Source organism: Streptomyces sp. NBC_00057 (genome assembly GCF_045041165.1).
Lineage (GTDB): Bacteria > Actinomycetota > Actinomycetes > Streptomycetales > Streptomycetaceae > Streptomyces.
Genome location: NZ_CP108256.1, coordinates 6101922 through 6127476, shown reverse-complemented (window position 1 = coordinate 6127476; position 25555 = coordinate 6101922). Strand labels below are relative to the sequence as shown.

Below are 25555 nucleotides of genomic sequence, written 5' to 3'. Positions count from 1 at the left end.
GGACGCGCGTCGCCCGTGCCTGAGGCCGACCACGGGGCGGCCTTGGGCACGGGGGCCGGGAAGCGGGCGGTGCGGGCGGTACCGGCATGGCGCCGCTCGCTGCGGCCGTATCTGCTGATCGTGCCCGCGCTGCTGCTGACCGGCGGCATCCTCTATCCGTTCGGACTCGGCCTCTACTACACGGTGTTCGACTTCGCGGCGAGCAAACCGCAGCCGGACCTGGTGGGCATCGAAAACTACCGGCGGATCTTCACCCAGTCCTCGTTCTGGGACTCGGCGCGGGTGACGGTGGCGTACGCGGTCGGCGCGGCCGCCGTCGAGACGGTGCTCGGGGTGGCCGTGGCCCTGCTGCTGCACCGGGCGAGCTTCGTGGGACGGGTGCTGGAGAAGATCCTGATCCTGCCGCTGATGATCGCGCCGGTGATCGCCGCGATCATGTGGAAGCTGATGCTCCAGCCGTCGGTCGGCGTCATCAACCACATCCTGGAACCGTTCGGCCTCGGCAGTGTGCAGTGGACGGACACCCCGACGGGCGCCCTGCTGTCATCGATCGCCGTGGACGTGTGGGTCTATACACCGTTCGTCGCGATCCTCGCGCTGGCCGGTCTGCGCTCGCTGCCCGCCTCGCCCTTCGAGGCGGCGGCCGTCGACGGCGCGGGCTGGTGGTTCACCTTCCGGCGCCTCACCCTGCCGATGCTGTGGCCGTACGTCCTGGTGGCCGTGATCTTCCGGTTCATGGACTCGCTGAAGGTCTTCGACATCATCTACGCGCTGACCGAGGGCGGCCCCGGCGACTCGACGATGGTGCTCCAGATCCGGGCCTATCTCGAGGCGATCCGCTTCCAGCGCTACTCGTTCGGGATCAGCTACATGATCGTGCTCTGGGCCGTGGTCTACCTGGTCACGATGGTGCTGGTGCGCTATCTCGGCCGGATCCAGAACCGGGCGGCGGAGGTGCCGGGATGAAGCGCAGGGTGCTCGCCGTCGCCGCCGACCTGGCGCTGATCCTCTACTTCGTCTTCGCGCTGTTCCCGGTCGCCTGGATGGTGATCCTGTCGCTGAAGCCGACGAACGAGCTGTTCAGTTCGTACTTCTCGTTCACCCCGACCTTCGACTCCTACCGCACGGTCCTCGGCGCCGGGGACGACCAGGGCGTGCCGTTCCTGCGGTTCTTCGTGAACAGCCTGGTCGTGTCGGTGGGCGCGGTCGCGCTGTCGCTGGTGATCGGGCTGCCCGCCGCGTACGCCGCTGCGCGGTGGCGGTTCCGCGGCTCGGAGAACCTGATGTTCACCCTGCTCTCGTTCCGCTTCGCACCCGAACTCACCGTCATCATCCCGCTGTTCGTGCTCTACCAGAAGCTCGGACTCTTCGATACGTATGTCGGCATGGTGTGGGTGCTGCAACTGGTGACCCTCCCGCTGATCGTCTGGATCATGCGGTCGTACTTCTCCGACCTGTCCCCCGAGCTGGAGCAGGCGGCGCTGCTGGACGGCTACACCCGCAAGCAGGCGTTCTTCAAGGTCGCGCTGCCGCTGGTGAAGCCGGGGATCGCGGCCGTCTCGCTGCTGGCGTTCATCTTCGCGTGGAACAACTTCGTCTTCCCGCTGATCCTCACCTCGTCGAACGCGCAGACGGTGACGGTCGGCGCGCTTTCCTTCCTCGGCGGCGACCGGCCCAAGTACAACCTGACGGCCGCGGCGGCCCTGGTCTCGGTGGTCCCGCCACTGCTGCTGGCGCTGACCATCCAGCGCTACCTGGTGCGCGGCCTGTCGTTCGGGGCGGTGAAGTCATGACCGGCCCCGCAGCCATCGCGCTGCGTTCCGTGCACAAGAGGTACGGGAAGAACACCGCGCTCGACGGCCTGGACCTGGAGGTGGCCGAGGGCGAGTTCTTCTGTCTGCTCGGCCCGTCCGGCGCCGGGAAGACGACCACGCTCAAGACGATCGCGGGCCTGGAGGAGCCGAACTCCGGTGCGGTCGAGCTGGGCGGGGTGGACATGGCGGGCGTGGAGCCGTACGACCGGGGCGTGGCCATGTGCTTCGAGTCGTACGCCCTGTATCCGCACCGCACCGCGTACGACAATCTCGCGTCCCCGCTCCGCTCGCCGCGCCACCGCCTCCCCGCGCACGAGGCGCGCGAGCGGATCGGGGATATTGCCGAACTCCTCGGCATCGGGGCCCTGCTGGACCGTCCGGTGGGCCGGCTCTCCAACGGTCAGCGCCAGCGGGTGGCGCTCGGCCGGGTGCTGGTGCGGCCTGCCCGGGCGTTCCTGCTCGACGAGCCGCTGTCGCATCTCGACGCGAAGCTGCGGCAGGCGATGCGCGCGGAACTGAGGGCGATCGGCTCGATCCGGCGCACGACCACGCTGTACGTCACCCACGACTCGGTGGAGGCGCTGGCGCTCGGGGACCGGATCGGGGTGATCAGGGACGGCCGCATGGTGCAGACCGGCACCCGCGAGGAGCTGTGGCACCGCCCGTACGACACCTTCGTCGCCCGGTCCTTCGGCAGACCCCGGATCAACCTGCTGCCGGGAACGGTGACGGCCGAGGGGCACTTCCGGTCGCCGGACGGGGCGTACGAGCTGCCGCTGACGGTGCCCGCGCCGCCGGGCACCGCGGTCCAACTGGGCGTACGGCCGAGGGACATCGGTCTCCTGGGGCCCGGCGAGGGCCAAGGCGTGGAGCCGGCCGGCGCCTGCAGGGGCCCGGCCCTGGAGCTGACCGGCACCGTTCACGTCACCGAGCTGCTGGGCCGGGCCACCGAAGTCACGGTCAGGATCGGCGGGCAACAGCTGTCCCTCGTCGTCCCGCGCGCCGACGCGGCGGGCCTGAGACCCGACCGTCCGGTCCGGCTCTCCGTACCTCCTGAGAGTCTGCTGCTGTTCGAGGCCGACCGGCCGGCACGTCCAGGACGAAGGATCAGCACGTGAGCAACGTTCCGCAGCGGGGCCCCGCCCCACGCCAGGCATCCATAGCCGAGTACGTCCTCGCGCAGGGCGAGGTGAGCGCCGCCGAACTGGCGGAGCGTTTCGACGTCAGCCTGATGACCATCCACCGCGATCTGGACGAGCTGGAACGACAGGGAATCGTCCGCAAGTTCCGCGGCGGTGTCACCGCCCAGCCCTCCGGCGTGTTCGAGTCGAACGTCTCCTACCGGCTGAAGACGATGCGCGCCGAGAAGGCCGCCGTCGCCGAACGGGCCCTGCAGCTCATCGAGCCGGGCATGGCGGTGATGCTCGACGATTCGACGTCCACGCTGGAGATCGCGCGCAGGCTGCGCTCCATCACTCCGCTGACCGTCGTCACCAACTTCCTCGAAGCGATCAATCTGCTGTCGCAGGAGCGCGGCATCCATCTGATGGGCCTCGGCGGCGACTTCGACCCGCTGCACTCCTCCTTCCTCGGCGTCTCGTGCGTGGAGGCGGTGCAGTCGCTCCAGGTCGACATCTGTTTCACCTCCACCTCCGCCGTGTCCGGCGGTTACGCCTACCACCAGGAGCAGCACATCATCTCCGTCAAGCGGGCGATGCTCGACTCGGCGAGCCGCAATGTGCTGCTGCTCGACCACTCGAAGCTGGGCCGGGTGGCCCTGCACCGGCTCGCCCCGCTCTCCCGCTTCGATCTGCTGCTGGTCGACGACGGGGCGTCCGACCGAGCACTGCGCGAACTCGACGAGCACAAGGTGCCCTACGAGGTCTGCGGCACCGGCCGGGAACCCGGAACGGGAGGCGGCGATGACGGGTGACTGAACTGACCCTGCGCGCACTGCGCAAGACCTACACCGGACGCGGCCGGACCGCCGTCGAAGCTGTCCGCCACATCGACATCGAGCTGCGCTCAGGCGAGCTGTTGGGGCTGCTCGGCCCGTCCGGCTGCGGCAAGTCCACAACCCTGCGGATGATCGCCGGACTGGAGTCGGTCACCGACGGCGACATCCTCATCGGCGGCTCGTCCGTGGTGCCGCTCCCGGCCCAACAACGCAATATCGGCGTGGCGTTCGAGAACTACGCCCTGTATCCGCCGCTGACCGTCGCGGAGAATCTCGGCTTCGGACTCTCCGCCCGGCGCCGGTACGGGCGGGCCGAGATCCGCCGCCGGGTCGCCGACATGGCCGAACGCATCGGGATCACGGACCTCCTGGGCGCCCGGCCCGCCGGACTCTCCAGCGGCCAGAAGCAGCGGGTCGCCCTGGCCCGCGCCCTGATCCGAACCCCCGACGTGCTGCTCCTCGACGAACCGCTCTCCCATCTGGACGCAGCCCAACGGGACACCACCCGGCGCGAGTTGAAACGCATCCAGCGGGACAGCGGCCACACCGCCATCCTCGTCACGCACGACCAGGAGGAGGCGCTGTCGCTCGCCGACCGGATCGCGGTGATGCGGGACGGCGAGATCCAGCAGCTCGGCACACCCGAGGAGATCTACGACGCCCCGGTGAATCTGTTCGTCGCCGACTTCGTCGGGGAACCGGCGATCAATCTGCTGCCGGGGACGGCCGACGGGGCGGGCGGGGTGCGTCTCTCGGACTCCGTGCGCATCCCCGTACCGCAGCGGCCCGCGGCGGGGCGCGCGGTGGTGCTCGGCATCCGCCCGGAGGACGTGCGCCTGGACGACACGGGTGTACGGGCCCGGGTCGCCGCCCATGAACCCCTGCTGGAATCCGGCATCGCCACGCTCTCGCTCGACGGGGTGACGAAGCCGCTGGTCGTCGCGACCGGTCCGGAGGTACGGCTCGACCGGGACGACACCGTACGCATCACCGCCGATCCCCGGCACATCCATGTCTTCGACGCCCGGACAGGAGACGCTCTGCGATGACCCGCCCCATGACGGTCCGCCCCGCGACGAGGATTCTGGTCGCCGGTGACCATTTCGTCCGCAACTCCCTGATCGCCGAGGCCCTGCAGCACGCTCTCGGCCCGGAGCCCCATCTCACCGAACTCACCCTCCCCTGGCCCCTGGAGCCCTTCGGCAAGGTCGCCGAGGTCGACGAGGCAAGCGACGCCGAGGACGCACTGATCCGCGCCCTGGACGGGGTCGAGGTGTGCGTGACGCAGATGGGCCCGTTCACGGAGCGGGTCCTGGCCGCCGCACCCGATCTGCGGCTGGTCGTGGTCTGCCGGGGCGGCCCGGTCAATGTGAACGCGGCCGCGGCACGCGCCCGGGGTGTGCGGGTGTGCTTCGCGCCCGGACGCAATGCGGCGGCGACCGCCGAGTTCACCGTGGGGCTGATGCTCTGTGCCCTGCGCCGCATCCCCGAGGCCCACCGCTCCCTCTCCGCCGACGGCCGCTGGGACGCCTCCCACTACACGTACGAGAACTGCGGCCTGGAACTGGAGGACACCCCCGTCGGCCTGATCGGTTACGGCGCGGTCGGCAGCCGGGTGGCCCGGGTGCTCTCCGCGTTCGGCGCCGAGGTCGAGGTGTACGACCCGTATGTGCGCGGCGACGTCCACGGCATGCGCGCCACCTCGCTGGAGGCGCTCCTGGACCGCTCCCGCGTCCTCACCCTGCACGCCAGGCTCACCCCGGAGACCCGGCATCTCATCGGCGCCCGTGAACTGGCCCTGCTGCCGCGCGGCTCGGTCCTCGTGAACGCGGCCCGGGGCGGGCTGCTGGACACGGACGCGCTGTGCGACGCCCTGGACTCGGGGCAGTTGCGGGCCGCGGCGCTCGACACGTACGAGCAGGAGCCGCCCCCGCCCACGTCACGGCTCTTCCGCACCCCGCATCTGCTGATGACCCCACATGTGGCGGGCGCCAGCCGGTCCGTCGCGCAGAAGGCGGCCCGGATCGCGGCGGCCGAGGTGGCGCGCTATGTGCGGGGCGAACCGCTCGCCCACGCGCTGTGAGGGGAGCCTGTCCCATGACGAGATACATCGGCATCGACGTCGGCACATCCATGGTGAAGGCCGCGGCCTTCGACCCGCGGGGCCGCACGCTGGCCGTCGAGTCCCGCCCGGTGGGGCTCACGATCCGCGGCGGTTTCGTGGAGCAGGACATGGACGAGGTGTACGGGGCGGTCTGCGAGGTCCTGGCCGCGCTGGGCTCCGACGGGGTCGCGTTCGCCGGCCTCACCGGTCAGGGCGACGGCGTCTGGCTGGTCGACGCGGCGGGCCGGCCGGTGCGTACGGCGATCTCCTGGATGGACGGCCGAGCCCATGAACTGGTCGACGCCTGGCAGGCGTCCGGTGTCTTCGGAGCCGTCTACCGGCGCACCGGCAGCGCGATGTTCCCGGGCTGTCCGGGCCCGGTGCTGGCCTGGCTCGACCGTCACGACCCGGCCTCGCTCGACGCGGCGACGACCGCCCTGTACTGCAAGGACATGGTGTTCCAGCGTCTGACGGGGGTCCGGGCCACGGATGTCTCCGATGCGTCGATGCCGTTCCTGGACCCGATGACCCGTATGTACTCCTCCGACGTCGTGGCCGCGCTCGGCCTCGGCCACCGGGCCTCGCTCCTCGCCCCGGTCAGCGATCCGGTCGCCACCGCCGAACTCCCTTCCGGGATACGGATATCCAACGGCCCGTACGATCTGCCGGCCTCCGCGCTGGGAGCGGGCGTCACCCGTCCCGGCGACGGTCTGCTGATCGTCGGCACCTGCCTGGCCGCGCTGGTGGCCACGGAGCGGCTCGATCTGGACGGCGAGCCGGCGGGTCTGCACATCTCCACCGACCGCCCGGGCCACTGGCTGCGCGCCATGCCCGCGATGGTCGGCACCGCGGCCCTCGACTGGATCCTGACCACCACCGGCGTACGCCATACGGAGGTCGACGCGCTCCTCGCCGCCACTGCGCCCGGCGCGAACGGTGTCCGCGTGCTCCCCTATTTCGCCCCGTCCGGCGAACGCGCCCCGTTCGTCGAGCCGCGCCTGCGGGCCGAGCTCACCGGTGTGTCCCTGGAGACCACCCCGGCGGATCTGATCCGCGCGGTATGCGAGGGCATCGGCTTCGCCGCCCGCCACTGTCTGCAGGCCGCGGGCCTCACCGGCACTCTCGCCCTGTGCGGCGGCGGCACCCGCTCCCCTGCCTGGATGCGCCTGTTCGCCGATGTGCTGGGCCGGCCGGTCCGGATCGTGGAGGGCGAGGTCGGTGCGCGGGGCGCGGTGATCGCGGCAGCGCAGCGCTTCGGTGCGGAGCTGGACACGGCTGCCTGGACGGCCCCGACGACGGTCGTCGAACCGGACCCGGAGCGGGCGGCGTTCTATGCGAAGGCGTACGAGGACCATCTGGCCCGGCTCGCCGCGGCCCGTACGCACGCCCGCGCATGAGCACTCGTTCCCGGTCCGAGGAAGCGCACCGCCGGCCGGTCCCCGCCCCCTCAGCTGTGGAACTGGTTGAAGGTGGCACTTGCGAGCAGGGAGCCGTCCGCGTTGAGCAGGCGGACGCCGGTGACCGGTGATGTGCCGGCGAGGTAGGGCCCACCCCAGGAGCCGTAGCCGTCGTCATTGAGGGTGAAGGAACCGACCTTGACGATGGAGCCGTCGGCCCGCTGCAACTGGCAGCGGACGGTGCCGGAGTGCCCGTCGGCGTCAACCGCCATGTACAACCAGGGCGAGGACCCGGTGTAGAGGTAGACCTGCCCGAACGACTGGCCCGCGTGGGCGAGTTGGGCGGTGATCAGCCGCGGTTGCACCGGGGAGACGATGGGCGCGACCGGGGTCGGACGGCCGACGGATGCGCCGAGTACCCAACCGCCGCCCCCGAGGGCGAGGCCCGCTGCCGCTGCCGCCGCGGCAAGGGCGAACCGCCGCCACCGCACGCGCAGGCGCGGCCGTCGCCCGGAGGAGAGCCCGAGCCGGTCGATCACCCTGTCCTCGAAGCCGACCGGCGGTTCACTGCCGGGGACAAGATCCAGCAGCGCGTCCGACGTGGCCGTCAGCTCGTGGACGTATTCGCGGCAGGCGGGGCAGTGCTCCAGGTGGTCCATCACCCCGGCCCGGTCCTCGGCGGGCAGCACGCCGAGCGCCAGCTCCGCGCCGATCTCCCGGAGCTGCTCGCAGCTGAACCCGCTGTTGTCAGTCATGGTCCACCTGCCTGGTCGCGAGCGACGCCCGGACCTTGCCCATGGCCGTCCTTATCCGGGTCTTGGCGGTGCCGAGCGGTATCTCCTCGAAGTCGGCGACCTGCTGAGCCGTCATCCCGTAGATCCCTGCCATCACCAGAGCACGCGCCTGCTCCCGTGGCAGCGTGCCGACCGCGCGGCGCAGTTCCGCCGCGGTCTCGGTGGAGAGTGCATGCCGCTCCGGTGTGTCCGTGATGGCCTCCATCATGTTCTCCAGGTCTGCGGGGTCGACCGGAGTGGTCTTGCGTGCGCGTACGGCGTCGATCGCGAGGTTGTGTGCGATGGCCGCCAGCCAGGTGGGCACCGATCCCCGGCGCGGGTCGTAGACCTGAGCGTGTCGGCAGGCGCGCTCGAAGGTCTGCTGTGCGATGTCCTCGGCGAGCTGGACGTCGCCGACCACGGCGATGGCCACGCCGAAGACCCGACGCTGGAACCGCCGGACGAAGGCCACGGCGATCTCGGGGTCGCCGGTCATGAGCCCGGCCAGCAGCGCTTCGTCGGGCACCCGCTCCAGGGGTATGCCAATCCTGCGCATACTCCTTACGTAACACGGGCCCGCAGGGATTGCCTGCGCCGGGCAACCCCGGCGCGGTGGAAGGACTGGCACAGAGCCCGGCATCCGTGCGCGGCGAAGACGGCAGGCGGACCCGGGTACGAAAATTTCCTGAAAGGGCAATCCCATGAGCGCTCCGGATCGTATTTCGTCTGGAAGCCTCTTCAGGAGGGAAGCTCATGGCGATCTTCAGTCATCTCATCCCCGCGAAAAGCCGTCACGACATGAGGGACACGTCGCGGCGCTTCGATGACAACGGAAGGGACCATCGCGGCCACCGTGGTCACGACCACGAACACGACCATGGTCACGGCGGCCACCGCGATCACCGCTGGTGATCGCGCAGGACGGCCGAGCGGGCCCAGGCTCTTGGTCCGCCCGGCCGGCGATCTTTGAGGAACGCGTCCTATGAGGCGTGTCTCGCTTCATGTGCTGCGGCGGCTGCTGTCGGTGGCCGATGATCCCGACGCGGTCGTCGCCGCCGCGCCGCCCGTAGCGCCGCGTGACGCGTTCCGGCGGTTCTGGCCCTATACACGCGGTGGCCGGCGCTGGCTCATTCCGGTACTCGTCTTCAGCATGGTCGGACCCGTCGTCGACGCGGCCGAGATCTGGCTCTTCAAAGTCGTGGTGGACGACGTCCTCGTTCCGCGCGATCTGCGTCCCTTCCTCTGGATCGCCCTGGCATACGCAGGGCTCATCATCTGCTCCGGCGTTCTGGGATTCGCCGACGACGTGACCTCCACCTGGGTCAGCGAGCATTTCCTGCTGACCCTTCGGTCGGATGTGTTCCGGCACGTCCAGGGCCTCTCACTCGGGTTCTTCGAACGGCGACGGCTGGGGGACGTACTGTCACGCATCACCGGCGATGTCGACGCGGTCGAGACGTTCCTCCTCTCGGGGGTGGCGGACGGCCTGTACTACGTGATCCGGTTGGGCGTCTTCCTCGGTCTGCTGTTCTACCTGCGGTGGGATCTGACCCTCCTCGCGCTCGTCATCGTGCCGCTCTTCTGGTGGGCGGCCCGGCGCTTCTCCCGGCTGATCAAGGCCGCATCGCGCGAGCGGCGGCGGCGAAGCGGTTCCATCAGCGCGATCGCCGAGGAGTCACTCGGCAACATCGCGCTGGTGCAGGCGTACAACCGGCAGGAGTCGGAGGACCGACGGTTCGAACGCGAGAGTGTGGGCAAGTTCCGCGCGGCGATGGCCTCGGCGCGCATCCGCGCCGTCTACGGCCCGATCGTCGAGATCATCGAGCTGGCCGGCGGGCTGGCCGTCATGGGCCTGGGCACGTGGAAGTTGGCGCAGGGTCAGCTCACGCTGGGCGGGCTGTTGGTCTTCCTCGCGCTGCTGGGCAATCTCTACAGTCCGATCCGCGACCTGTCCCACCTCGCCAACACGTTCTACGCGGCGTCCGCCTCCGCCGAGCGGATCATCGAGTTGCTCGACCAGCGCCCCCAGGTCGTCGAAGCCGCCGACGCCCGACGGATCGGGCGCGCCCGGGGCGACATCGAGTTCCGCGGCGTCTGCTTCCGCTATCCGGGTACGCCCCGGTGGGCGCTCTCCGACGTGTCGTTCCACGTGACGCCCGGCACGACGCTGGCACTGGTCGGCGCGAGCGGTGCCGGTAAATCCACGGTCGGGAAGCTGCAACTGCGCTTCTACGAACCGGATCAGGGGGCAATCCTCCTCGACGGCACCGACCTCAGGGACCTGCAACTGTCCGAGCTGCGCGAGAACGTCGCGGTGGTACTTCAGGAGACGCTCGTCTTCCACGGCACCGTACGGGAGAACATTGCCTACGGCCGACCGGACGCGGCAGAGGCGGACATCGTCGCGGCGGCCCGCGCCGCCGACGCCCATGACTTCATCCAGCTGCTCCCCGAGGGCTACGACACCGTGGTGGGACAGCGTGGCCGAACGCTGTCCGGCGGGCAGGCCCAGCGCCTGGCGATCGCCCGCGCGATGATCAGGGACGCACCCGTACTGCTCCTGGACGAACCGACCACCGGCCTGGACGCCCAGTCGGGCCGCCGGATCATGGAACCGCTGCGCCGGCTCATGGCCGGGCGGACCACCATCGTCATCTCCCACAATCTGCTCACCGTCCGCGACGCCACCTCCACCGTGGTGCTGGACCACGGCCGGGTCGTCGAGCACGGCACACACGAAGACCTGCTCCTGCGCGGCGGAACCTACGCCCGGCTCCACCGGCTGAACGGAGTGACCGGCCCCGCCCTCGCCGGCTCGCCACCCGCACGGAAGGTTCTCTCATGAGCCGCGCCACAGCCCGGCCGGCTCCGCCCCTCGCGCGTGGAACGAAACCCGCGCCGGGGTACGAGGTCCTGGCGCACCTGGCCCGGACCGGCTGGCTCGACGTCTACGACGCGTGGAGCACCTCCCCCGTGATCTCGCCACGGCCATCGACGGCTGCCTCCGGCCCGACCCGGCAGTCAGGCCCACGATCCCCGAACTCGCCGCCGCTCTCGATGCGACTCTGCCCTGGCAGCGGCGCCGCGTCGCTCCGTCATCGGTCGACAGGAGAGACGAGTCCTAGTCCGAAGGGCTGATCACCTTCGCCTCCTCCTGCTGTTAGCCTGCTCTTGCATATATGTTGCAATAACAACAGGACAGCAGCTGGAGGGTTCGACCACATGGCCACGTACACGCTTCCGGAACTCCCGTACGACTACGCGGCGCTCGAACCGGTCATCAATCCGCAGATCATCGAGCTCCACCACGACAAGCACCACGCCGCCTATGTGAAGGGTGCGAACGACACCCTGGAGCAGCTGGAGGAGGCGCGCGACAAGGAGGCCTGGGGAGCGATCAACGGGCTCCAGAAGAACCTCGCGTTCCATCTCTCCGGCCACATCCTGCACTCGATCTACTGGCACAACATGACCGGCGACGGCGGCGGCGAGCCCCTCGCGGCCGACGGTGTCGGTGACCTCGCGGATGCGATCACCGAGTCGTTCGGCTCGTTCGCCGGTTTCAAGTCCCAGCTGACGAAGGCCGCGGCCACCACTCAGGGTTCCGGCTGGGGCGTCCTCGCGTACGAGCCGGTCAGCGGCAAGCTGATCGTCGAGCAGGTCTACGACCATCAGGGCAATGTCGGCCAGGGCTCCGTCCCGGTCCTGGTCTTCGATGCCTGGGAGCACGCCTTCTATCTCCAGTACAAGAACCAGAAGGTCGACTTCATCGAGGCGATGTGGGCCGTCGTCAACTGGCAGGACGTGGCGAAGCGTTACGCGGCCGCCAAGGAGCGCGCCGACGTGCTGCTGCTCGCCCCCTGATCGGGAGGCGAATGAACGTCCTGCCTCGTGATCGTCTTCTCAACCTTCACCGGGCAGGCGAATGAAGGGGGGACCCTCACCTGGACGCGACAGGTGAGGGTCCTTCTGTCATGTTGCGCGGCGGGGGGAGTGGGTCAAGAGACGGGGGCATGCTTCAGCAGCGTGCTCAGCACCTGCTCGGCGTGTGTCCAGAGCACCGCCCCGCCGGCATCCGGCACCAGGTGCCGGACCGCGCCCGGGATGCGCGAGGTCAGGCCGGCCCCCTGGTCGGGCGAGTGACCGGTGTCCTTCTCCCCGTACCAGAGGTCCACCGGTACGCCGATGTCCGAGAGTTCAATGCCCCAGTGACCCATGGCCAGAACGGTGTCCCGGGCATAGCCGTCGCCCCCCTGTGCGAAGGCTTCGTCGAGCGCGCGCCGGTAGGCGGCCGCGAACGCGGGCTGCTGATAGACGGCGAGGTCGCACTCGGGACTGCCGGACATGACCATGTCCCACATCGCCTGCGGGGTGAACCCGGCGAAGACCTTCGCGGCGGCGTCCGGGTCGGACACCGCCAAGTCGACGAGGCGCCGCAGTTCACCCGGCAGCACGTCGGCGAAACACGGCGCGGCAATCTCGTCCGCACCGGAGACCACCGCGAGCGCGCCGACCACACCGGCAGCAGCGCATCCGAGGGCGAAGGGCGCCCCCTGCGAGTTGCCGACCATCAGGGGCCGCTCCAGGCCCCGCAGGGCGGCGAACGTACGGATGTCGTCGGTGAAATCCCCGAAGGTGCGGCCGGGCAGGGGCGAGGAGGCACCCAGTCCCGGACGGTCGAGCGAGATCACCCGCACCCCGAGACCGTCCGCCACGTCACCGCCGAACCCGAGGTGCCTGCTGGTGGCCGCCCCCGGCGACAGCAGCACCGGCACACCGTCCGCCGGCCCCCACTCGGCCCAGCCCAGCCGCCGCCCTCCCCAAAGCTGTTCCGTACCGATACGAACCGGATCAGTCACACACAAAGTCATGCTTCTGACCATGACCGGATCCATCAACCCTGTCGAAGGGTTTTCCGCCGGACCCCGGACCGGACCGCTTCAGGGGGTTGCCGTGTCCGGCCAGGAGATATCGGTCTCGACCGGCGCGGCGTAGTCGATGCCGGGCACGGCGAACCCGTACAGGCGCTGCACTTCGGCGTGGAACCAGTCGAGGTCGGCCAGTTCGGTGATGTTCTCTGTCGTGGCGGCGCTCCACCGCCCGGTGACGGCCGCCTGGACGGTGGGGTCGAGTTCCCAGGTGTCCAGGCGCACACGCCCTTCGTCGTCGAGGTCGAGCGGGCGGACACCGGTGAGCTGGTCCCACAGGTCGGTGAGCTGCCCGATCGGCGGGACCATGGCGTTGCCGAGGACGCCGCGGAGCAGTCCGACGTACAGGGCGATGCCGGGGATCGCGGTCGAGGACTGGGTGACGGCCGCCGCGTTGACAGAAGTGACCGCGCGCCCGTCGACCAGCTTTCCGAGCCGCTCGTCGAGGGTGCGGGCGGTCTGTTCGAGGTGGGACTTCGCGGCGCCGATGGTGCCCTGTCGGTAGATCGCGGCTGTCAGGGCGGAGCCGATGTAGGAGAGGGCGGCGGTGGTGAATCCATCGGCGAGCAGCCCGCGGTCGGCGAAGTGGTCGATCCACCGTTCCCAGTCGGTTCCGCCCATGACGGCGACGGTCTGCTCGATGTCGTCGCCGTCGGCCGGCTGCGTCTCGACCTCCCGCACCTCGCCGGTGCCCCGGTCGTCGAAGACGAGGGTCTTGGTGCGGTACGCCTCACCGATGGGCTTGAGGACGGACGTGTAGGTGGTCCCGGTGTCGGGGTCGGTGCGGCGCGGGGCGGCCACCGAGTAGATCAGGTAGTCCAGACGGCCGCCGAAGCGCTCCTTCAGCACGTGCGCGACCTGGTTCTTCGTCTCCTCGGAGAACGCGTCTGCGTTGATGAACACCATGTCGTGACCGTGCCGGCGGGCGAGTTCGGCGGTCACGGCCGTGCGGTACCAGCCGGCCGTACCCGTGCGGCGTCCGGGGGCCTTCTCGAAACAGACCCCGATCCCACGGATCCCGGCACGGGCGAGACCGGCGATCGTCGCGGCCAGCCCGTATCCGGCGGAGGAGCCGATGATCAGTGCCACGGGCGCCCGCTCGGGCACGCGGGAAGGGGCGGGGACGGCCTGCCACATGTCCTCCACCAGACGCTCGCAGCCGGCCGGGTGGGAGTCGAGGAAGAGGAAGCCGCGGTTTTTGGGGGCGATGACACGTTCGCTCATGGGCTCGGGTCCTTCGGGTCGTCATGGACGAGGAGGCGGCGACGACGAGGGCCGCACCGCGCCCTGCAAGTCTGCGACCGTACGAACACGGGTGGTCACCTCGTCGGCCACAGTAATGCTCAGCAGCTCTTGGAGGCTTTCCACCACTTCAGCCGGCCCGGACGTCTTCGGCCAAGTGGTCGTGCCGTGGTCGGCAAAGGCCGGACGGAGCTACTCCAGTACAAGAACCAGAAAGTCGACTTCATCGAGGCGATGTGGGCCGTCGTCAACTGGCAGGACGTGGCGAAGCGTTATGCGGCCGCCAAGGAGCGCGCCGACGTGCTGCTGCTCGCCCCCTGACCGGGAGGCGCATGAATGTCCTGCCTCGTGATCGTCTTCTCAACCTTCACCGGGCAGGCGGACGAAGGAAGGACCCCCGCCTGGACATGACAGGCGGGGGCCCTTCTGCCATGTTTGCGCGGCAGAGGTGGGGGCAGGTCAGCCGGACAGCGGACCGCCGACAGTCGGCATGGGGACGACCTTGCCGGGGTCCGGAGCATTCGCCCGCACCGGCTTGCCATGGTCCGCCAGATTCATCGTCGTCTTGACGCCCGCCGCTCCCATGGGCCAGTCGAGCCGGATGCGCACGACCCGCCCGCTCCGGTCGATCCAGGCATCCGCGTAGACGGTGAGCCCACCGATCTGCTCTCGCATGGTGTCGACCTTGGCCCGCACGTCCTTCGCCATCCGCAGCGTGACCGTCTCATGCGTGAGCACACCGCGGTAGTGGACCGCCGTAGTGCCGTTCACCGTCTCCTCGCCGACCTTCGAGGTCTGGCGCATCTGCGCCACCTGGTGCAGGACGTGTTCGGGGTCGTTCATCGGTGCCCGCAGCGCGTAATGAGCCTCGGCCTTGTCCCGGCGGATCGATCCCCAGGAGCCTTCCATCTCGGCGAATCCGCCGTAATAGACGGTGTCACCGTCGAAGATCTCATCCATGCGGGGCGACGTCTTCCGAGGAGTCGCCGCATTGTGGAGCGCGACCCCGAGGCGCCCCCTGGCGCCCGCCCAGTCGAAGTCGCCCTTGATCGAGACGACGTAGTTGGTGGTGCCGTCCCCTATCTCGATCTGCTCATCGATCCGGGCGCTGCTCTTCTTCGTCGCGGCCACCGCGGCCCGTACCGCCGCCCCGTGGTCCGCCTCCGAGTGGGACTGGGAGGCTTTCCCGGGCTTCTCCGCCCCTTGCGCCGATCCCGATTCCGATCCCGATCCCGATCCCCCGGAGCATCCAGCACACAGCAGCGCCGCAGCGACAGCAAGAGGGACGAGGGGACGCCGCATGGTCTCTCCACAAGGTGATAGCCGGGTCACCGGCACGCCACCGACGCCGGACGCGTGATCGTATCAACGCGGCCCCGAGGTCTACCCGGTGACGAGGGCCAGCATCAGCCCGTCGTATCCCATGCTGCCAACGGTCTGCAGAGCGGTCGCGCTCAACCTCGGTTCGGCCGCGACTAGTTCGGTGAACCGGCGCACACCCTGCACCTTCGGGTCCTCACTGGCGCCGTCGACCACCTCGCCGTCGCGTACGACATCGCGTGAGTTTCCAAAAGGAACTTACCTCATGCGAGGTGAATGCGATGATGGGCGCCATGAGTTCCGTTCCCGCCGACCCCACCGTTCTGCACCCGATGCCCGGCCAGCCCCGGGTCGTCCAGCTGAAGCCCCTGGTGAAGTCCGAACTGATCGAGGTCGGCGACTACTCGTACTACGACGACCCCGACGACGCGACCGTGTTCGAGACCCGCAATGTGCTGTATCACTACGGCCCGGAGAAGCTCGTCATCGGGAAGTTCTGCGCGCTGGGGACCGGAGTGCGGTTCATCATGAACGGCGCCAACCACCGGATGGACGGCCCATCCACGTTCCCGTTCCCCACCATGGGCGGCTCCTGGGCCGAGCACTTCGATCTGCTGACCGGGCTGCCGGGCCGGGGTGACACGGTCGTCGGCAACGACGTCTGGTTCGGCTACAACTCCATGGTGATGCCGGGGGTGCGGATCGGGCACGGCGCGATCATCGGCGCCGGCTCGGTCGTCACCGGCGACGTACCCGACTACGGCATCGTCGGCGGAAATCCAGCCAAGTTGATCCGTACCCGGTACGACGACGAGACCATCGCCCGGCTCCTGGCCGTCGCCTGGTGGGACTGGCCCACCGAGCACCTCACCCGGCACATCCGCACCATCATGTCCGGCAGCGTCGAGGACCTCGAAGCGGCCGCCCCGGAGGGGACATCGTGACGATCACTGTTCGAGAACTCGCCTACTACCCGGTCAAGGGCTGCGCCGGGATCACGGTCGATTCCGCGCGGGTCGGCGCGACCGGCCTTGAGCACGACCGGACGTTCATGGTCGTGGACGCGGCGGACGGCGCATTCCGCAGCCAGCGTACGCACCCCTCGATGGCCGCGATCAGGGTCGAAGTCCTGTACGACGGGGCGGCGTTGGCCCTGTCCGCCGACGGCGTGGAGCCGCTGCGTCTGGACGTCGACCGGGACGGTCCGCGCCGCGAGGTCAGCATGTTCGACCGCCCGCTCGGCGCGGCGGCCGACCAGGGGGACGCAGCGGCGGAATGGTTCTCCGACGCGCTCGGCGCGAAGTCCCGTCTGGTACGGGTGGCACCCGGCTTCGACCGGGACAGCTGGGGTGACACCCCCGGCAAGGTCAACTTCGCCGACGCGCACGCGGTGTTGGTCGTCTCAACGGCCTCCCTGGACGACCTCAACGCTCGCATCACCGCCCGGGGTGACGCCGAGCCGGTGCCGATGAACCGCTTCCGCGCCAACATCGTGTTGACCGGCAACGACGATCCGCACTTCGAGGACCGGGTACGTCGAATGACCCTCGGTACGACGGAACTCGCCTACTCGGTACGGGCGATGCGGTGCAACGTCCCGCTCGTCGACCAGAAGACCGGCCGCCGCGCGGGCCCGGAACCGGTCCGGACCCTGGCGACGTACCGGCGCGAGCCGGAGTACAAGAACAACGTGAGCTTCGGCGCGAAGAACGCGGTGGTCCGCGAGGGCGTGGTGACTGTCGGGGACGTGGCCGAGGTCGCGGACTGGCTCAGCTCTTGAAGGCCCTGGCCTTCACGCCGTCGATGCGCCCCGGACTCCGGCGGCCGTCCGCCTTGAGGTTGATGCCCTCCATGCGGCGCCGCGGGTGGGGAACGGTGATGCCGCCGACCTGATGGTCGTCCACGGTCAGCCGGGTGACCTCGTCCCACGGGATGCCGGATTTCCGCAGCCTATGCCCGCCCCCGGCGACCGGAGCGCTCCCACCCCCTCAGCCGTGGCGCTGCGCCCTCCACCAGCACGTCACCCACGTCCGTACGGAAGTACAGCACCGACCGCCCGGCCCTTCGGCGACCCGCCAGGCCGGCGTCCAGCAGCACCTTGAGGTGACGGCCCACCGACCCCAGCCCCTGGCCGGTCAGGGCCACCAGCTGGGTGGTGCTCTTCGGGCTGGCGAGGAGGACGAGGACCGCCGCCCGCGCGGGGCCGAGCAGGCGGCCCAGACTGTCGGGCACCCGCGCCCGCCCCGCATCGGCCAGGGCGCCCGAGCACGGGTAGACGACCGCGTACCGTTCGGCGCCGTCGTCCCAGGACACCCAGCCCGTGCGTTGGGTGACCGGCACGAACAGCAGTCGCACACCCGCCAGTTGCTTCGGCGGGTAGTCGTGCGCGTTGATCTGGAGCCGGCTCCCGCCGAGCCACCGCATTCCCGGGCGCAGGCCGCTCAGGGCGGCGGCCCAGCCGCCCTGGCTCAGCTGTCCGGTCCGCGCGACGATGTCCGCCTCGATGATCCGGCGGCGGCGCGGCCAGTCCGGCAGCACGGTCCGTCGCCAGACCCACTCCAGTACATCGGCGGCGCGTTGCGCCAGGTCGTTGCGGTCCAGAAGGGCCGGGAGGGTGCCGCCTCCGAGGGACACCTCCAGGTCGGCTCGGGCGCGCTCCGGCGAGGTCGCCCGGACGGGTGCCAGCTCCTCCTCGAAGGACGGTGTGCCCTCGCCCGTCGGTGTGGGGGTGATGAAGTCCGCGTTCCAGCTGCCGCCGAGGGCTGCGGGTACGAGCCGGGCGGCGATCGGGTCGGCGGCCTGCCGTGCACGGTAGGCCGTCAGATGGGCGTCGAGCCAGGCCCGTTCGCCTGGGTGCTCGGCCCGTCCCCTTTCCAGGGAGTTCAGGGCGGAGATGGTCTCGGCGAGCGGCGAGACGACGAACCGGCTCCCCGCGAGCGTGTCCGTGTTGATCTGCCACCAGCCCATGACGTTTCGCCTCCGCGCGAAACAGTAACGGTCGCCGTGGGCGGCCACCGAGACTCCCCCATATGCGCACCTACCGGGAACTCTTCCGAACGCCGCAGTTCGGACCGCTCTTCGCAACCAGTGCCGTGCAGGTCGCCGGGTCGACGATGAGCGGGCTGGCCCTTGGCACCCTCGTCTACGCCGCGACCGACTCGCCCCTGCTCGCCGCCCTGTCCATGTTCGGCTCCTCGCTCGCCCAGGTGATCGGGGCGACCGTGCTGATGTCGGCGGCGGACCGGCTGCCGCCACGGGCCGCGATGACCGGCATGGCGCTCGCCTTCGGCCTGGCCACCGCCCTACTCGCCGTTCCCGGGCTTCCGCTGCCGGTGGTCTTCGCGATCATCCTGATGGAGGGTGTGGTCGCCGCCGTGGGCGGCGGTGTGCGGTACGGCCTGCTCAATGAGGTGCTGCCCAAGGACGGCTATCTGCTGGGGCGTTCCGTACTGAACATGTGCGTCGGCCTGATGCAGATCGGCGGGTTCGCGCTCGGCGGCCTTCTGGTGACGACACTGTCCGCGCGCGGCACGCTGCTGGTCGCCGCCGCGCTGTATCTGGCAGGTGCGGCCGTGGCCCGGTTCGGGCTGGCACGCCGTCCGCCGCGCGCCACCGGGCGGCCGTCGGTCGCGCAGACGTGGCGGACCAATGCTGTTCTGTGGTCCTCGGGCCCACGTCGCCGGGTCTATCTCGCGCTCTGGGTACCGAACGGGCTGATCGTCGGCTGCGAGTCGCTGTTCGTCCCGTACGCCCCCGAACACGCGGGGCTCCTCTTCGCCTTCGCCGCGCTGGGGATGCTCGTCGGGGACACCGTGGTGGGCCGGTTCGTCGCGCAGCGTTGGCGGGGACGGCTGGCCATGCCGATGCAGCTGCTCCTGGCCGCCCCGTATCTGCTCTTCGCCGCGCGACCGGCGCTGCCCCTGGCGTTCGCTCTGGCCGCGCTCGCCTCGGTCGGGTTCTCGGCGAGTCTGCTGTACCAGGAGCGGCTGATGGCCCTGACCCCGGACGAGATCACCGGTCAGGCGCTCGGCCTGCACTCCTCCGGAATGCTCACCATGCAGGGCGTCGCGGCCGCGCTCGCGGGCACCATCGCCCAGCGGACCTCGCCGGGGACGGCGATGACCGTGATGGCGACGGCCTCCCTCGCGGTCACCCTGGCCCTGGCCGCGGCCGGGCGCCGGGCTGCGGGAGCGGTGGACAACGTGGCACCCCATGGGGCTTCGGAAACGGTGGACGTCACGGGTTCTGCTGGTCGACGAGCGTGACCGGCTCCTGCTGCTGTATGGCAGGGACCCGAGGCGGGACGGTGCCCGGTGGTGGTCGTTCGGAGCGAACTCGGGTGCCCCGTCGGGCCATCGCTCGGTAGCTTTGGCTGCGTCCTGGCAGAGCATCCGCGCTCCTGACCGGTCTCGGTAAACCTCAAATAGGCAAAGGAAAACATGTTAAAGACGTATCGCGCTGTGCAGTTCACGGAGTACGGCGGACCCGAGGTATTGCACGTTGTGGACCGCGAGGTGCCGCGCCCAGGTCCTGGGGAGGTGCTGGTCGAGGTCCGGGCTGCCGGGGTGAATCCGCTGGACTGGCAGCTGCGCAGCGGGGCCGCCGCCGCCATGATGCCGGTGGAGTTCCCCGCGGTGCCCGGCGGCGACGTAGCCGGTGTCGTTGTGGACGTCGGCAAGGACGTGACCGACTTCGCTGCGGGTGACGAGGTCTTCGGTTCGATCGGCTTCGGCAGCTACGCCGAGTTCGTACTGGCCCCCGCGGCGCAGATTGCGCGAAAGCCCGGAAACGTGCCCTGGGAGATCGCGGCCGGACTGCCGGTGGCCGCCAACACGGCATACCAGGCACTCTGCGACCTCGATGTGAAGGCCGGGGAGACTCTGGTCGTGGACGGGGCCGCCGGCGGTGTCGGGTCCGTGGCCGTGCAGATCGCCAGGCATCTCGGCGCGACCGTGATCGGTACGGCAAGCGAGCGCAACCACGCGTACCTGCGTTCGCTCGGCGCCGAGCCCGTGACCTACGGCGAGGGGCTCGCCGAGCAGGTCCGCACCATCGCTCCGAACGGCGCGGACGCGGCATTCGACGCCGCAGGAAAGGGCTCGTTGCCGGCACTCGTCGACGTGACCGGCGGGCCGGAACGCGTGGTCACCATCGCCGACCACCGGGCGGAGGAACACGGCGTGCGCTTTGTGTTCGCCGGCGCCGGTGCGATCCGTGAGCGTCTTGAGCAGGCAGCCGCGCTGGTCGTGAACGGCGAACTCACCCTGTCGGTGGCACGGACGTACTCGCTGTCCCAGGCAGCCGACGCTCACCGGGAGAGCGAAGGCGGCCACGTACGCGGCAAGCTGATCATCGTGCCGGACTGACGCGGGTACGTCTGCCCCGGGAACACCTGATGGCCCTGCCCTGGCCCCCGGCAGGAGGTCAACGTGGCATGAGGCCGACTTCCAGCAGCGGCAGCACGCGCCCGGGGATCGAGCCCGACAGGGTCGCCCCGATCCGTACCGCGCCCATCGCGAGGTAGAACGGTTCCGCGTTCGGGTCGGCGTCGATGGTGAGGCGTACGAAGCCGAGGCGGCGGGCCTCCGTCATGGTGTGCTCGAACAGCAGTCGGCCGATGCCCCGGCCCAGGGCGTCCGGGGCGACGAACATCATGCCGAGGGCCCCCTCGGGCGGGGTGCCGTCCAAGGTGGTGAAGCCCAGGACGCGGCTGTCTTCCTCGGCGACCGCGGTGCGGCGGCGGTCGATGTCGGCCGGGTGCATGGTGAGTTCGTCACGGCAGGAGGCGAGGAATGCCTCGTCGTAACCCCAGTGGGCCTTCGATGCCAGGGCCAGCTCGGTCAGTGCCGCGGCCTCGGACCGCCGTGCCGGTCGTACGTCCATGTCCGCCCGATTCCCTTCCCTCGGCTCCCTCGGCAGCTCGCCGCACCCGAGACTGTCAGACCTCCCCGGCATGCTGCACCGTATGGACACAACGGACTTCTGGAATCTGATCGACGACGCCCGCGCGCAGGTCACCGACCCGGCGGATGCGGAGGCCGTCGTCGAGCGGGCCTCCGCGCTGCTCGCCGCCCGGCCCCGGGACGAGATCGTCGCCGCGCAGCAGCTTCTCTGGGACCTGATGGCCGCTTCCTACCGCGCTCCGCTCTGGGCTGCGGCGTACACGATCAACGGCGGCTGTTCCGACGACGGTTTCGACTACTTCCGGGGCTGGCTGATAGCGCAGGGGCGTGAGGTGTTCGAGCGGGTCGTCGCCGATCCGGACACGCTGGCCGAGCTGCCGGAGATCAGGGCCGCGGCGCCCGAGGGCATGGAGATGGAGTGCGAGCGGATGCTCGGGGTCGCCTGGGAAGCGCATCGGGCGGCGACGGGTGAGGACATGCCCGGCAACTCGTTCACGATCGACTACCCCGCCTTGGACCCGGAGTGGGACTTCGACTTCGACGACGCGGAGCGGGTGGCGCTGCGGCTGCCGAAGCTGGACGCGCTGTACACGTGAGGTGAACCGGTGCGGGGGCCGGACGGCGGCCGGACCCCGCACCGCACCGTGTGCGATCAGTCGAAAATGGGGCCCTGGGTCCGGGTCCGCTTGATCTCGTAGAAGCCGGGGATCGACGCCACCAGCAGCGTGCCGTCCCACAGCTTCGCCGCCTCCTCGCCCTTCGGGGCGGGGGTGACGACCGGGCCGAAGAAGGCGATCTGCTCGCCGTCCGAGCCCGGGACGGCAATGACCGGGGTGCCGACGTCCTGGCCGACCTTGTCGATGCCCTCCTTGTGGGAGGCACGCAGCTCGGCGTCGTACACGTCCGAGTCCACGAAGTCCGCCAGCTCGGCCGGCAGGCCGACGTCCTGGAGCGCGCCCACGATCGCCTCCCGGGTGGGGCCCTCGCCCAGGTTGTGGAAGCGGGTGCCGAGCGCGGTGTAGAGCGGGCCGACGATCTCGTCGCCGTGCTTCTGCTGGGCGGCGATGACGACGCGCACCGGGCCCCAGGCCTTGTTCTCCAGGAGGTCGCGGTACTCCTCCGGCAGCTCGTCGAGCTTGTCCTCGTTGAGAACGGCGAGGCTCATCACATGCCAGCGGACCTCGACGTCACGGACCTTCTCCACCTCCAGCATCCAGCGGGAGGTCATCCAGGCCCAGGGGCAGAGCGGGTCGAACCAGAAATCGGCAGGGGTCTTGCCGGTCGCCGTGCTGTTGTCAGACATGTCACTCCTCTTGAGGGCATTCGCGCCTGTGCGCGAGAACGCCTCAGGACGCACCGGCCATTCCCGCATGCCGGGCCAAGTAGCGACATGGGAGGATCAAACTATTCGAACGTGACACAAAGGAGTGTGCCGTGCCCGGTGAGAACCTGTCCCGCGACGAGGCCCGTGTGCGGGCCGAGCTGCTGACCGTCGACAGCTACGAGGTCGGTCTCGATCTGCGTTCCGCCGTCGGTGGGCCCGACGGCGACGGGGCCTCCTCCGGTCCGCGGACCTTCCGCTCGGTGACCACGATCCGGTTCCGCACCGCGCGGGCGGGGGCGTCGACCTTCGCGGATCTGGTGGCGCCGAGCGTGAACACGGTGACGCTGAACGGGCAGCCGCTCGACCCCGCCGTCGTCTTCGACGGGACACGGGTGGCGCTGGAGGAGCTGCCGGAGGGCGAGAGCGTCCTGGTGGTCGACGCGCAGTGCGCGTACAGCCGGACCGGCGAGGGGATGCACCGGTTCGTCGACCCGGAGGACGGCGAGGTCTACCTCTACACGCAGTACGAGCCGGCCGACGCGCGGCGCGTCTTCGCGAACTTCGAGCAGCCCGACCTGAAGGCCCCCTTCCGCTTCGAGGTGACGGCGCCCGAGGGCTGGACGGTCTGGAGCAACGGCGCCGAGGAGTCGCGGGACGGCGAGGTGCGGCGGTTCGCCGAGACGAAACCGATCTCGACGTACATCACGGCGGTCGTGGCCGGTCCGTACCACTACGTCACCGACTCCTACACCCGCACGTTCGACGACGGCACGGAGCTGGAGATCCCGCTCGGCGCGATGTGCCGCAAGGGGCTCGCCCGGCACTTCGACGCGGACGACGTCTTCCTCGTCACCAAGCAGGGCCTGGACTTCTTCCACGACAACTTCGACTACCCGTACCCGTTCGGGAAGTACGACCAGGCGTTCGTGCCCGAGTACAACCTCGGCGCGATGGAGAACCCGGGCTGTGTCACGTTCCGCGAGGAGTACATCTTCCGCGGCAAGGTGACGCAGGCGTCGTACGAGAGCCGGGCCAACGTCATCCTCCACGAGATGGCGCACATGTGGTTCGGTGACCTCGTCACCATGCAGTGGTGGGACGACCTGTGGCTGAAGGAGTCGTTCGCCGACTTCATGGGCGTCTTCGCCATGGTGGAGTCGACCCGTTTCGAGAACGGCTGGATCACCTTCGCCAACAACCGCAAGTCCTGGGCGTACCGCGCCGACCAGCTGCCGTCCACGCACCCGATCACGGCCGACATCCATGACCTGGAGGACGCCAAGCTGAACTTCGACGGCATCACCTACGCCAAGGGCGCCTCCGTGCTGAAGCAGCTGGTGGCGTACGTGGGGCGGGACGCGTTCCTGGAGGGCGCCCGGCGCTACTTCAAAAAGCACGCCTACGGCAATACGCAGCTGGGCGATCTGCTGTCGGTCCTGGCCGAGACGTCCGGGCGTGACATGACCGCCTGGTCCCGGTCGTGGCTGCAGACCGCGGGCGTCAACTCGCTGACCCCGGTGGCGACGTACGACTCGGCTGACCGGATCACGGAGCTGGCGGTCCTCCAGGAGGCGGCCGGTTCCCACCCGGAGCTGCGGCCACACCGGGTCGCGGTCGGCCTGTATCGGCGGGCCGCCGACGGCGACCTGGTGCGGTACGCACGCGCCGAGGTGGACGTGGCGGGGCCGCGCACGGTGGTCGGGGAGCTGGCGGGAGCCGAGCGGCCCGAGCTGATCCTGGTCAACGACGACGACCTCACGTACTGCAAGGTCCGTTTCGACGAGGTGTCCCTGGCCACGCTGCGGGCGCACCTCGGTGACATGACCGATCCTCTGGCGCGGGCGCTGTGCTGGTCCGCGCTGTGGAACCTGACCCGGGACGGGCTGATGCCGGCCCGTGACTTCATCTCCCTCGTCCTGTCCTTCTCCGGCCGGGAGTCCGACATCGGCGTCCTGCAGATGCTGCACGCCTGGACCCGGACCGCGCTCGTGCACTACGTGGCGCCCGGGTGGCGCGAGGAGGGCGGCCGGGCGCTGGCCGAGGGTGCTCTGCGGGAGCTGCGGATCGCCGAGCCGGGCAGCGAGCACCAGCTGGCCTGGGCGCGGTTCTTCGCGTCGGTCGCCGACTCGGCCACGGACTTCCAGCTGCTGTCCGGGCTGCTCGACGGTTCGGCCCGGATCGACGGGCTGGATGTCGACCAGGAGCTGCGGTGGGCGTTCCTGTCCCCGCTGGCCGCGCACGGGGTGGCCGACGAGTCGGTGATCGACGCCGAACTGGCCCGCGACGACACGGCGTCCGGGAAGCGGCACCAGGTGCGGTGCCTGGCCTCGCGGCCCTCGGCTGCGGTGAAGGCACAGGCCTGGGCGGGCGTCGTGGAGTCGGAGGCGCTGTCCAACGCGTTGGTGGAGGCGACGATCACGGGGTTCGAGCAGTCGTCGCAGCGGGAGTTGCTGGCGCCGTACGCGGAGAAGTACTTCGAGGCTATCGAGCGGGTGTGGGCCGAGCGGTCGATCCAGATCGGGATGGCTGTGGTCAGGGGCCTGTTCCCGGCCCTGCAGGACGACCCGTCGACGCTGGCGGACACGGATACGTGGCTGACCGCGCATGCGGATGCGGCGCCGGCACTGCGGAGGCTGGTGCTGGAGGCTCGGGACGATCTGGCCCGGGCGTTGCGGGCGCAGGGGTGTGACGCGGTGGCGGCGGACGGGGTCTGACGGATGCGCCTGGCCCGGACGCTCCGGCTCTGTCCTCAATCGCCGGACGGGCTTGATTTTCTGGCCCGTCCGGGGGTGG

Annotated in this window: 26 protein-coding genes and 1 pseudogene; 16 read left to right on the top strand and 11 right to left on the bottom strand. The window is 70.0% G+C overall.

Annotation, left to right across the window (positions count from 1 at the left end; genetic code table 11):
* Nucleotides 1-15 precede the first annotated feature (15 nt).
* The 7 genes from OG953_RS28805 to OG953_RS28775 are packed head-to-tail and all read left to right on the top strand — an operon-like array spanning nucleotide 16 to nucleotide 7272.
* Nucleotides 16-966: a carbohydrate ABC transporter permease gene (locus tag OG953_RS28805; protein WP_405687921.1), complete on the top strand. Its 951-nt coding sequence runs from the start codon at nucleotides 16-18 to the stop codon at nucleotides 964-966.
* Nucleotides 963-1793 (top strand): carbohydrate ABC transporter permease, encoded by an 831-nt coding sequence (locus OG953_RS28800; protein ID WP_405687919.1) that lies wholly within the window; start codon nucleotides 963-965, stop codon nucleotides 1791-1793. The genes OG953_RS28805 and OG953_RS28800 overlap by 4 nt, the downstream gene beginning before the upstream one ends.
* A complete protein-coding gene (locus OG953_RS28795; RefSeq protein ID WP_405687918.1) occupies nucleotides 1790-2932 on the top strand; it encodes an ABC transporter ATP-binding protein in 1143 nt (380 codons plus the stop codon). Before OG953_RS28800 ends, OG953_RS28795 begins: the two co-directional genes overlap by 4 nt.
* Complete coding sequence (locus OG953_RS28790) at nucleotides 2929-3747, top strand: DeoR/GlpR family DNA-binding transcription regulator (RefSeq protein WP_266361506.1); 819 nt, start codon at nucleotides 2929-2931, stop codon at nucleotides 3745-3747. Before OG953_RS28795 ends, OG953_RS28790 begins: the two co-directional genes overlap by 4 nt.
* The gene (locus OG953_RS28785; RefSeq protein ID WP_405687916.1) at nucleotides 3744-4820 is read left to right on the top strand and encodes an ABC transporter ATP-binding protein; all 1077 of its coding nucleotides are present in this window, start codon (nucleotides 3744-3746) and stop codon (nucleotides 4818-4820) included. Before OG953_RS28790 ends, OG953_RS28785 begins: the two co-directional genes overlap by 4 nt.
* Nucleotides 4817-5854 carry an NAD(P)-dependent oxidoreductase gene (locus OG953_RS28780; protein ID WP_405687915.1) on the top strand — a complete coding sequence of 346 codons (1038 nt, stop codon included), beginning with the start codon at nucleotides 4817-4819 and terminating at the stop codon, nucleotides 5852-5854. Before OG953_RS28785 ends, OG953_RS28780 begins: the two co-directional genes overlap by 4 nt.
* A 14-nt stretch (nucleotides 5855-5868) precedes the next feature.
* Nucleotides 5869-7272 carry an FGGY family carbohydrate kinase gene (locus tag OG953_RS28775; RefSeq protein ID WP_405687913.1) on the top strand — a complete coding sequence of 468 codons (1404 nt, stop codon included), beginning with the start codon at nucleotides 5869-5871 and terminating at the stop codon, nucleotides 7270-7272.
* A 50-nt stretch (nucleotides 7273-7322) separates the two neighbouring features.
* Here OG953_RS28775 and OG953_RS28770 read toward each other — a convergent pair whose 3' ends face one another.
* The 3 genes from OG953_RS28770 to OG953_RS28760 form a co-directional block, all read right to left on the bottom strand.
* Nucleotides 7323-8027 carry an anti-sigma factor family protein gene (locus OG953_RS28770; protein WP_405687912.1) on the bottom strand — a complete coding sequence of 235 codons (705 nt, stop codon included), beginning with the start codon at nucleotides 8025-8027 and terminating at the stop codon, nucleotides 7323-7325.
* On the bottom strand, nucleotides 8020-8601 hold the full coding sequence (locus OG953_RS28765; protein WP_405687910.1) for an RNA polymerase sigma factor: 582 nt from the start codon (nucleotides 8599-8601) through the stop codon (nucleotides 8020-8022). Before OG953_RS28765 ends, OG953_RS28770 begins: the two co-directional genes overlap by 8 nt.
* 182 nt (nucleotides 8602-8783) lie before the next feature.
* Nucleotides 8784-8939 carry a hypothetical protein gene (locus OG953_RS28760; protein ID WP_405687908.1) on the bottom strand — a complete coding sequence of 52 codons (156 nt, stop codon included), beginning with the start codon at nucleotides 8937-8939 and terminating at the stop codon, nucleotides 8784-8786.
* Between the two features lie 88 nt (nucleotides 8940-9027).
* Here OG953_RS28760 and OG953_RS28755 point away from each other — a divergent pair, with 88 nt between their 5' ends.
* Nucleotides 9028-10890 (top strand): ABC transporter ATP-binding protein, encoded by a 1863-nt coding sequence (locus OG953_RS28755; protein WP_405687906.1) that lies wholly within the window; start codon nucleotides 9028-9030, stop codon nucleotides 10888-10890.
* Nucleotides 10891-11267: 377 nt separating this feature from the next.
* Nucleotides 11268-11909 carry a superoxide dismutase gene (locus tag OG953_RS28750; RefSeq protein ID WP_018103172.1) on the top strand — a complete coding sequence of 214 codons (642 nt, stop codon included), beginning with the start codon at nucleotides 11268-11270 and terminating at the stop codon, nucleotides 11907-11909.
* Between the two features lie 134 nt (nucleotides 11910-12043).
* Here the strand turns inward: OG953_RS28750 and OG953_RS28745 are convergent, their stop codons facing one another.
* Nucleotides 12044-12916: an alpha/beta fold hydrolase gene (locus OG953_RS28745; protein ID WP_405687904.1), complete on the bottom strand. Its 873-nt coding sequence runs from the start codon at nucleotides 12914-12916 to the stop codon at nucleotides 12044-12046.
* Nucleotides 12917-12985: 69 nt separating this feature from the next.
* Nucleotides 12986-14197, bottom strand: a complete 1212-nt coding sequence (fabV, locus tag OG953_RS28740; RefSeq protein ID WP_405687902.1) for an enoyl-[acyl-carrier-protein] reductase FabV — start codon at nucleotides 14195-14197, stop codon at nucleotides 12986-12988.
* Nucleotides 14198-14410: 213 nt separating this feature from the next.
* Between fabV and OG953_RS28735 the strand changes: the two are divergent.
* Nucleotides 14411-14536 (top strand): annotated as a pseudogene (locus OG953_RS28735) (Fe-Mn family superoxide dismutase); the annotation flags it as partial.
* 138 nt (nucleotides 14537-14674) lie between these two features.
* On the opposite strand, the gene OG953_RS28730 reads toward OG953_RS28735, so the two are convergent.
* Complete coding sequence (locus OG953_RS28730) at nucleotides 14675-15346, bottom strand: hypothetical protein (RefSeq protein ID WP_405687901.1); 672 nt, start codon at nucleotides 15344-15346, stop codon at nucleotides 14675-14677.
* 252 nt (nucleotides 15347-15598) lie between these two features.
* A complete protein-coding gene (locus OG953_RS28725; protein WP_405687899.1) occupies nucleotides 15599-15751 on the bottom strand; it encodes a hypothetical protein in 153 nt (50 codons plus the stop codon).
* A gap of 77 nt (nucleotides 15752-15828) precedes the next feature.
* Between OG953_RS28725 and OG953_RS28720 the strand changes: the two genes are divergently transcribed.
* Both OG953_RS28720 and OG953_RS28715 read left to right on the top strand, forming a co-directional pair.
* Nucleotides 15829-16479 carry a CatB-related O-acetyltransferase gene (locus tag OG953_RS28720; protein ID WP_405687897.1) on the top strand — a complete coding sequence of 217 codons (651 nt, stop codon included), beginning with the start codon at nucleotides 15829-15831 and terminating at the stop codon, nucleotides 16477-16479.
* Nucleotides 16476-17315 carry an MOSC domain-containing protein gene (locus tag OG953_RS28715; protein WP_405687896.1) on the top strand — a complete coding sequence of 280 codons (840 nt, stop codon included), beginning with the start codon at nucleotides 16476-16478 and terminating at the stop codon, nucleotides 17313-17315. Before OG953_RS28720 ends, OG953_RS28715 begins: the two co-directional genes overlap by 4 nt.
* Here the strand turns inward: OG953_RS28715 and OG953_RS28710 are convergent.
* Both OG953_RS28710 and OG953_RS28705 read right to left on the bottom strand, forming a co-directional pair.
* A complete protein-coding gene (locus tag OG953_RS28710; protein ID WP_405687894.1) occupies nucleotides 17305-17439 on the bottom strand; it encodes a hypothetical protein in 135 nt (44 codons plus the stop codon). The genes OG953_RS28715 and OG953_RS28710 overlap by 11 nt on opposite strands.
* A gap of 46 nt (nucleotides 17440-17485) precedes the next feature.
* Nucleotides 17486-18502 carry an ArsR/SmtB family transcription factor gene (locus OG953_RS28705; RefSeq protein ID WP_405687892.1) on the bottom strand — a complete coding sequence of 339 codons (1017 nt, stop codon included), beginning with the start codon at nucleotides 18500-18502 and terminating at the stop codon, nucleotides 17486-17488.
* A 62-nt stretch (nucleotides 18503-18564) separates the two neighbouring features.
* Here OG953_RS28705 and OG953_RS28700 point away from each other — a divergent pair, with 62 nt between their 5' ends.
* Nucleotides 18565-19800 (top strand): MFS transporter, encoded by a 1236-nt coding sequence (locus OG953_RS28700; protein WP_405687890.1) that lies wholly within the window; start codon nucleotides 18565-18567, stop codon nucleotides 19798-19800.
* A 174-nt stretch (nucleotides 19801-19974) separates the two neighbouring features.
* Entirely contained in the window at nucleotides 19975-20901 is a 927-nt protein-coding gene (locus OG953_RS28695; RefSeq protein WP_405687888.1) for an NADP-dependent oxidoreductase, read from the top strand.
* Between the two features lie 58 nt (nucleotides 20902-20959).
* Here the strand turns inward: OG953_RS28695 and OG953_RS28690 are convergent, their stop codons facing one another.
* On the bottom strand, nucleotides 20960-21418 hold the full coding sequence (locus tag OG953_RS28690; protein WP_405687887.1) for a GNAT family N-acetyltransferase: 459 nt from the start codon (nucleotides 21416-21418) through the stop codon (nucleotides 20960-20962).
* An 82-nt stretch (nucleotides 21419-21500) separates the two neighbouring features.
* On the opposite strand from OG953_RS28690, the gene OG953_RS28685 reads away from it, so the two are divergent.
* Complete coding sequence (locus tag OG953_RS28685) at nucleotides 21501-22034, top strand: DUF4240 domain-containing protein (protein WP_405687885.1); 534 nt, start codon at nucleotides 21501-21503, stop codon at nucleotides 22032-22034.
* A 56-nt stretch (nucleotides 22035-22090) separates the two neighbouring features.
* On the opposite strand, the gene OG953_RS28680 is transcribed toward OG953_RS28685, so the two are convergent.
* Complete coding sequence (locus OG953_RS28680) at nucleotides 22091-22741, bottom strand: DsbA family protein (RefSeq protein WP_405687884.1); 651 nt, start codon at nucleotides 22739-22741, stop codon at nucleotides 22091-22093.
* Between the two features lie 131 nt (nucleotides 22742-22872).
* On the opposite strand from OG953_RS28680, the gene pepN reads away from it, so the two are divergent.
* Entirely contained in the window at nucleotides 22873-25476 is a 2604-nt protein-coding gene (pepN, locus tag OG953_RS28675; RefSeq protein WP_405687883.1) for an aminopeptidase N, read from the top strand.
* Nucleotides 25477-25555 lie beyond the last annotated feature (79 nt).

Bases quoted from the DNA above. Each gene is read 5' to 3' on its own strand.
- OG953_RS28800 (WP_405687919.1), top strand. From the start codon at position 963: ATGAAGCGCAGGGTGCTCGCCGTCGCCGCCGACCTGGCGCTGATCCTC.
- OG953_RS28795 (WP_405687918.1), top strand. From the start codon at position 1,790: ATGACCGGCCCCGCAGCCATCGCGCTGCGTTCCGTGCACAAGAGGTAC.
- OG953_RS28780 (WP_405687915.1), top strand. From the start codon at position 4,817: ATGACCCGCCCCATGACGGTCCGCCCCGCGACGAGGATTCTGGTCGCC.
- OG953_RS28775 (WP_405687913.1), top strand. From the start codon at position 5,869: ATGACGAGATACATCGGCATCGACGTCGGCACATCCATGGTGAAGGCC.
- OG953_RS28770 (WP_405687912.1), bottom strand. From the start codon at position 8,027: ATGACTGACAACAGCGGGTTCAGCTGCGAGCAGCTCCGGGAGATCGGC.
- OG953_RS28765 (WP_405687910.1), bottom strand. From the start codon at position 8,601: ATGCGCAGGATTGGCATACCCCTGGAGCGGGTGCCCGACGAAGCGCTG.
- OG953_RS28755 (WP_405687906.1), top strand. From the start codon at position 9,028: ATGAGGCGTGTCTCGCTTCATGTGCTGCGGCGGCTGCTGTCGGTGGCC.
- OG953_RS28750 (WP_018103172.1), top strand. From the start codon at position 11,268: ATGGCCACGTACACGCTTCCGGAACTCCCGTACGACTACGCGGCGCTC.
- OG953_RS28745 (WP_405687904.1), bottom strand. From the start codon at position 12,916: ATGACTTTGTGTGTGACTGATCCGGTTCGTATCGGTACGGAACAGCTT.
- fabV (WP_405687902.1), bottom strand. From the start codon at position 14,197: ATGAGCGAACGTGTCATCGCCCCCAAAAACCGCGGCTTCCTCTTCCTC.
- OG953_RS28720 (WP_405687897.1), top strand. From the start codon at position 15,829: ATGAGTTCCGTTCCCGCCGACCCCACCGTTCTGCACCCGATGCCCGGC.
- OG953_RS28705 (WP_405687892.1), bottom strand. From the start codon at position 18,502: ATGGGCTGGTGGCAGATCAACACGGACACGCTCGCGGGGAGCCGGTTC.
- OG953_RS28700 (WP_405687890.1), top strand. From the start codon at position 18,565: ATGCGCACCTACCGGGAACTCTTCCGAACGCCGCAGTTCGGACCGCTC.
- OG953_RS28695 (WP_405687888.1), top strand. From the start codon at position 19,975: ATGTTAAAGACGTATCGCGCTGTGCAGTTCACGGAGTACGGCGGACCC.
- OG953_RS28690 (WP_405687887.1), bottom strand. From the start codon at position 21,418: ATGGACGTACGACCGGCACGGCGGTCCGAGGCCGCGGCACTGACCGAG.
- OG953_RS28685 (WP_405687885.1), top strand. From the start codon at position 21,501: ATGGACACAACGGACTTCTGGAATCTGATCGACGACGCCCGCGCGCAG.
- OG953_RS28680 (WP_405687884.1), bottom strand. From the start codon at position 22,741: ATGTCTGACAACAGCACGGCGACCGGCAAGACCCCTGCCGATTTCTGG.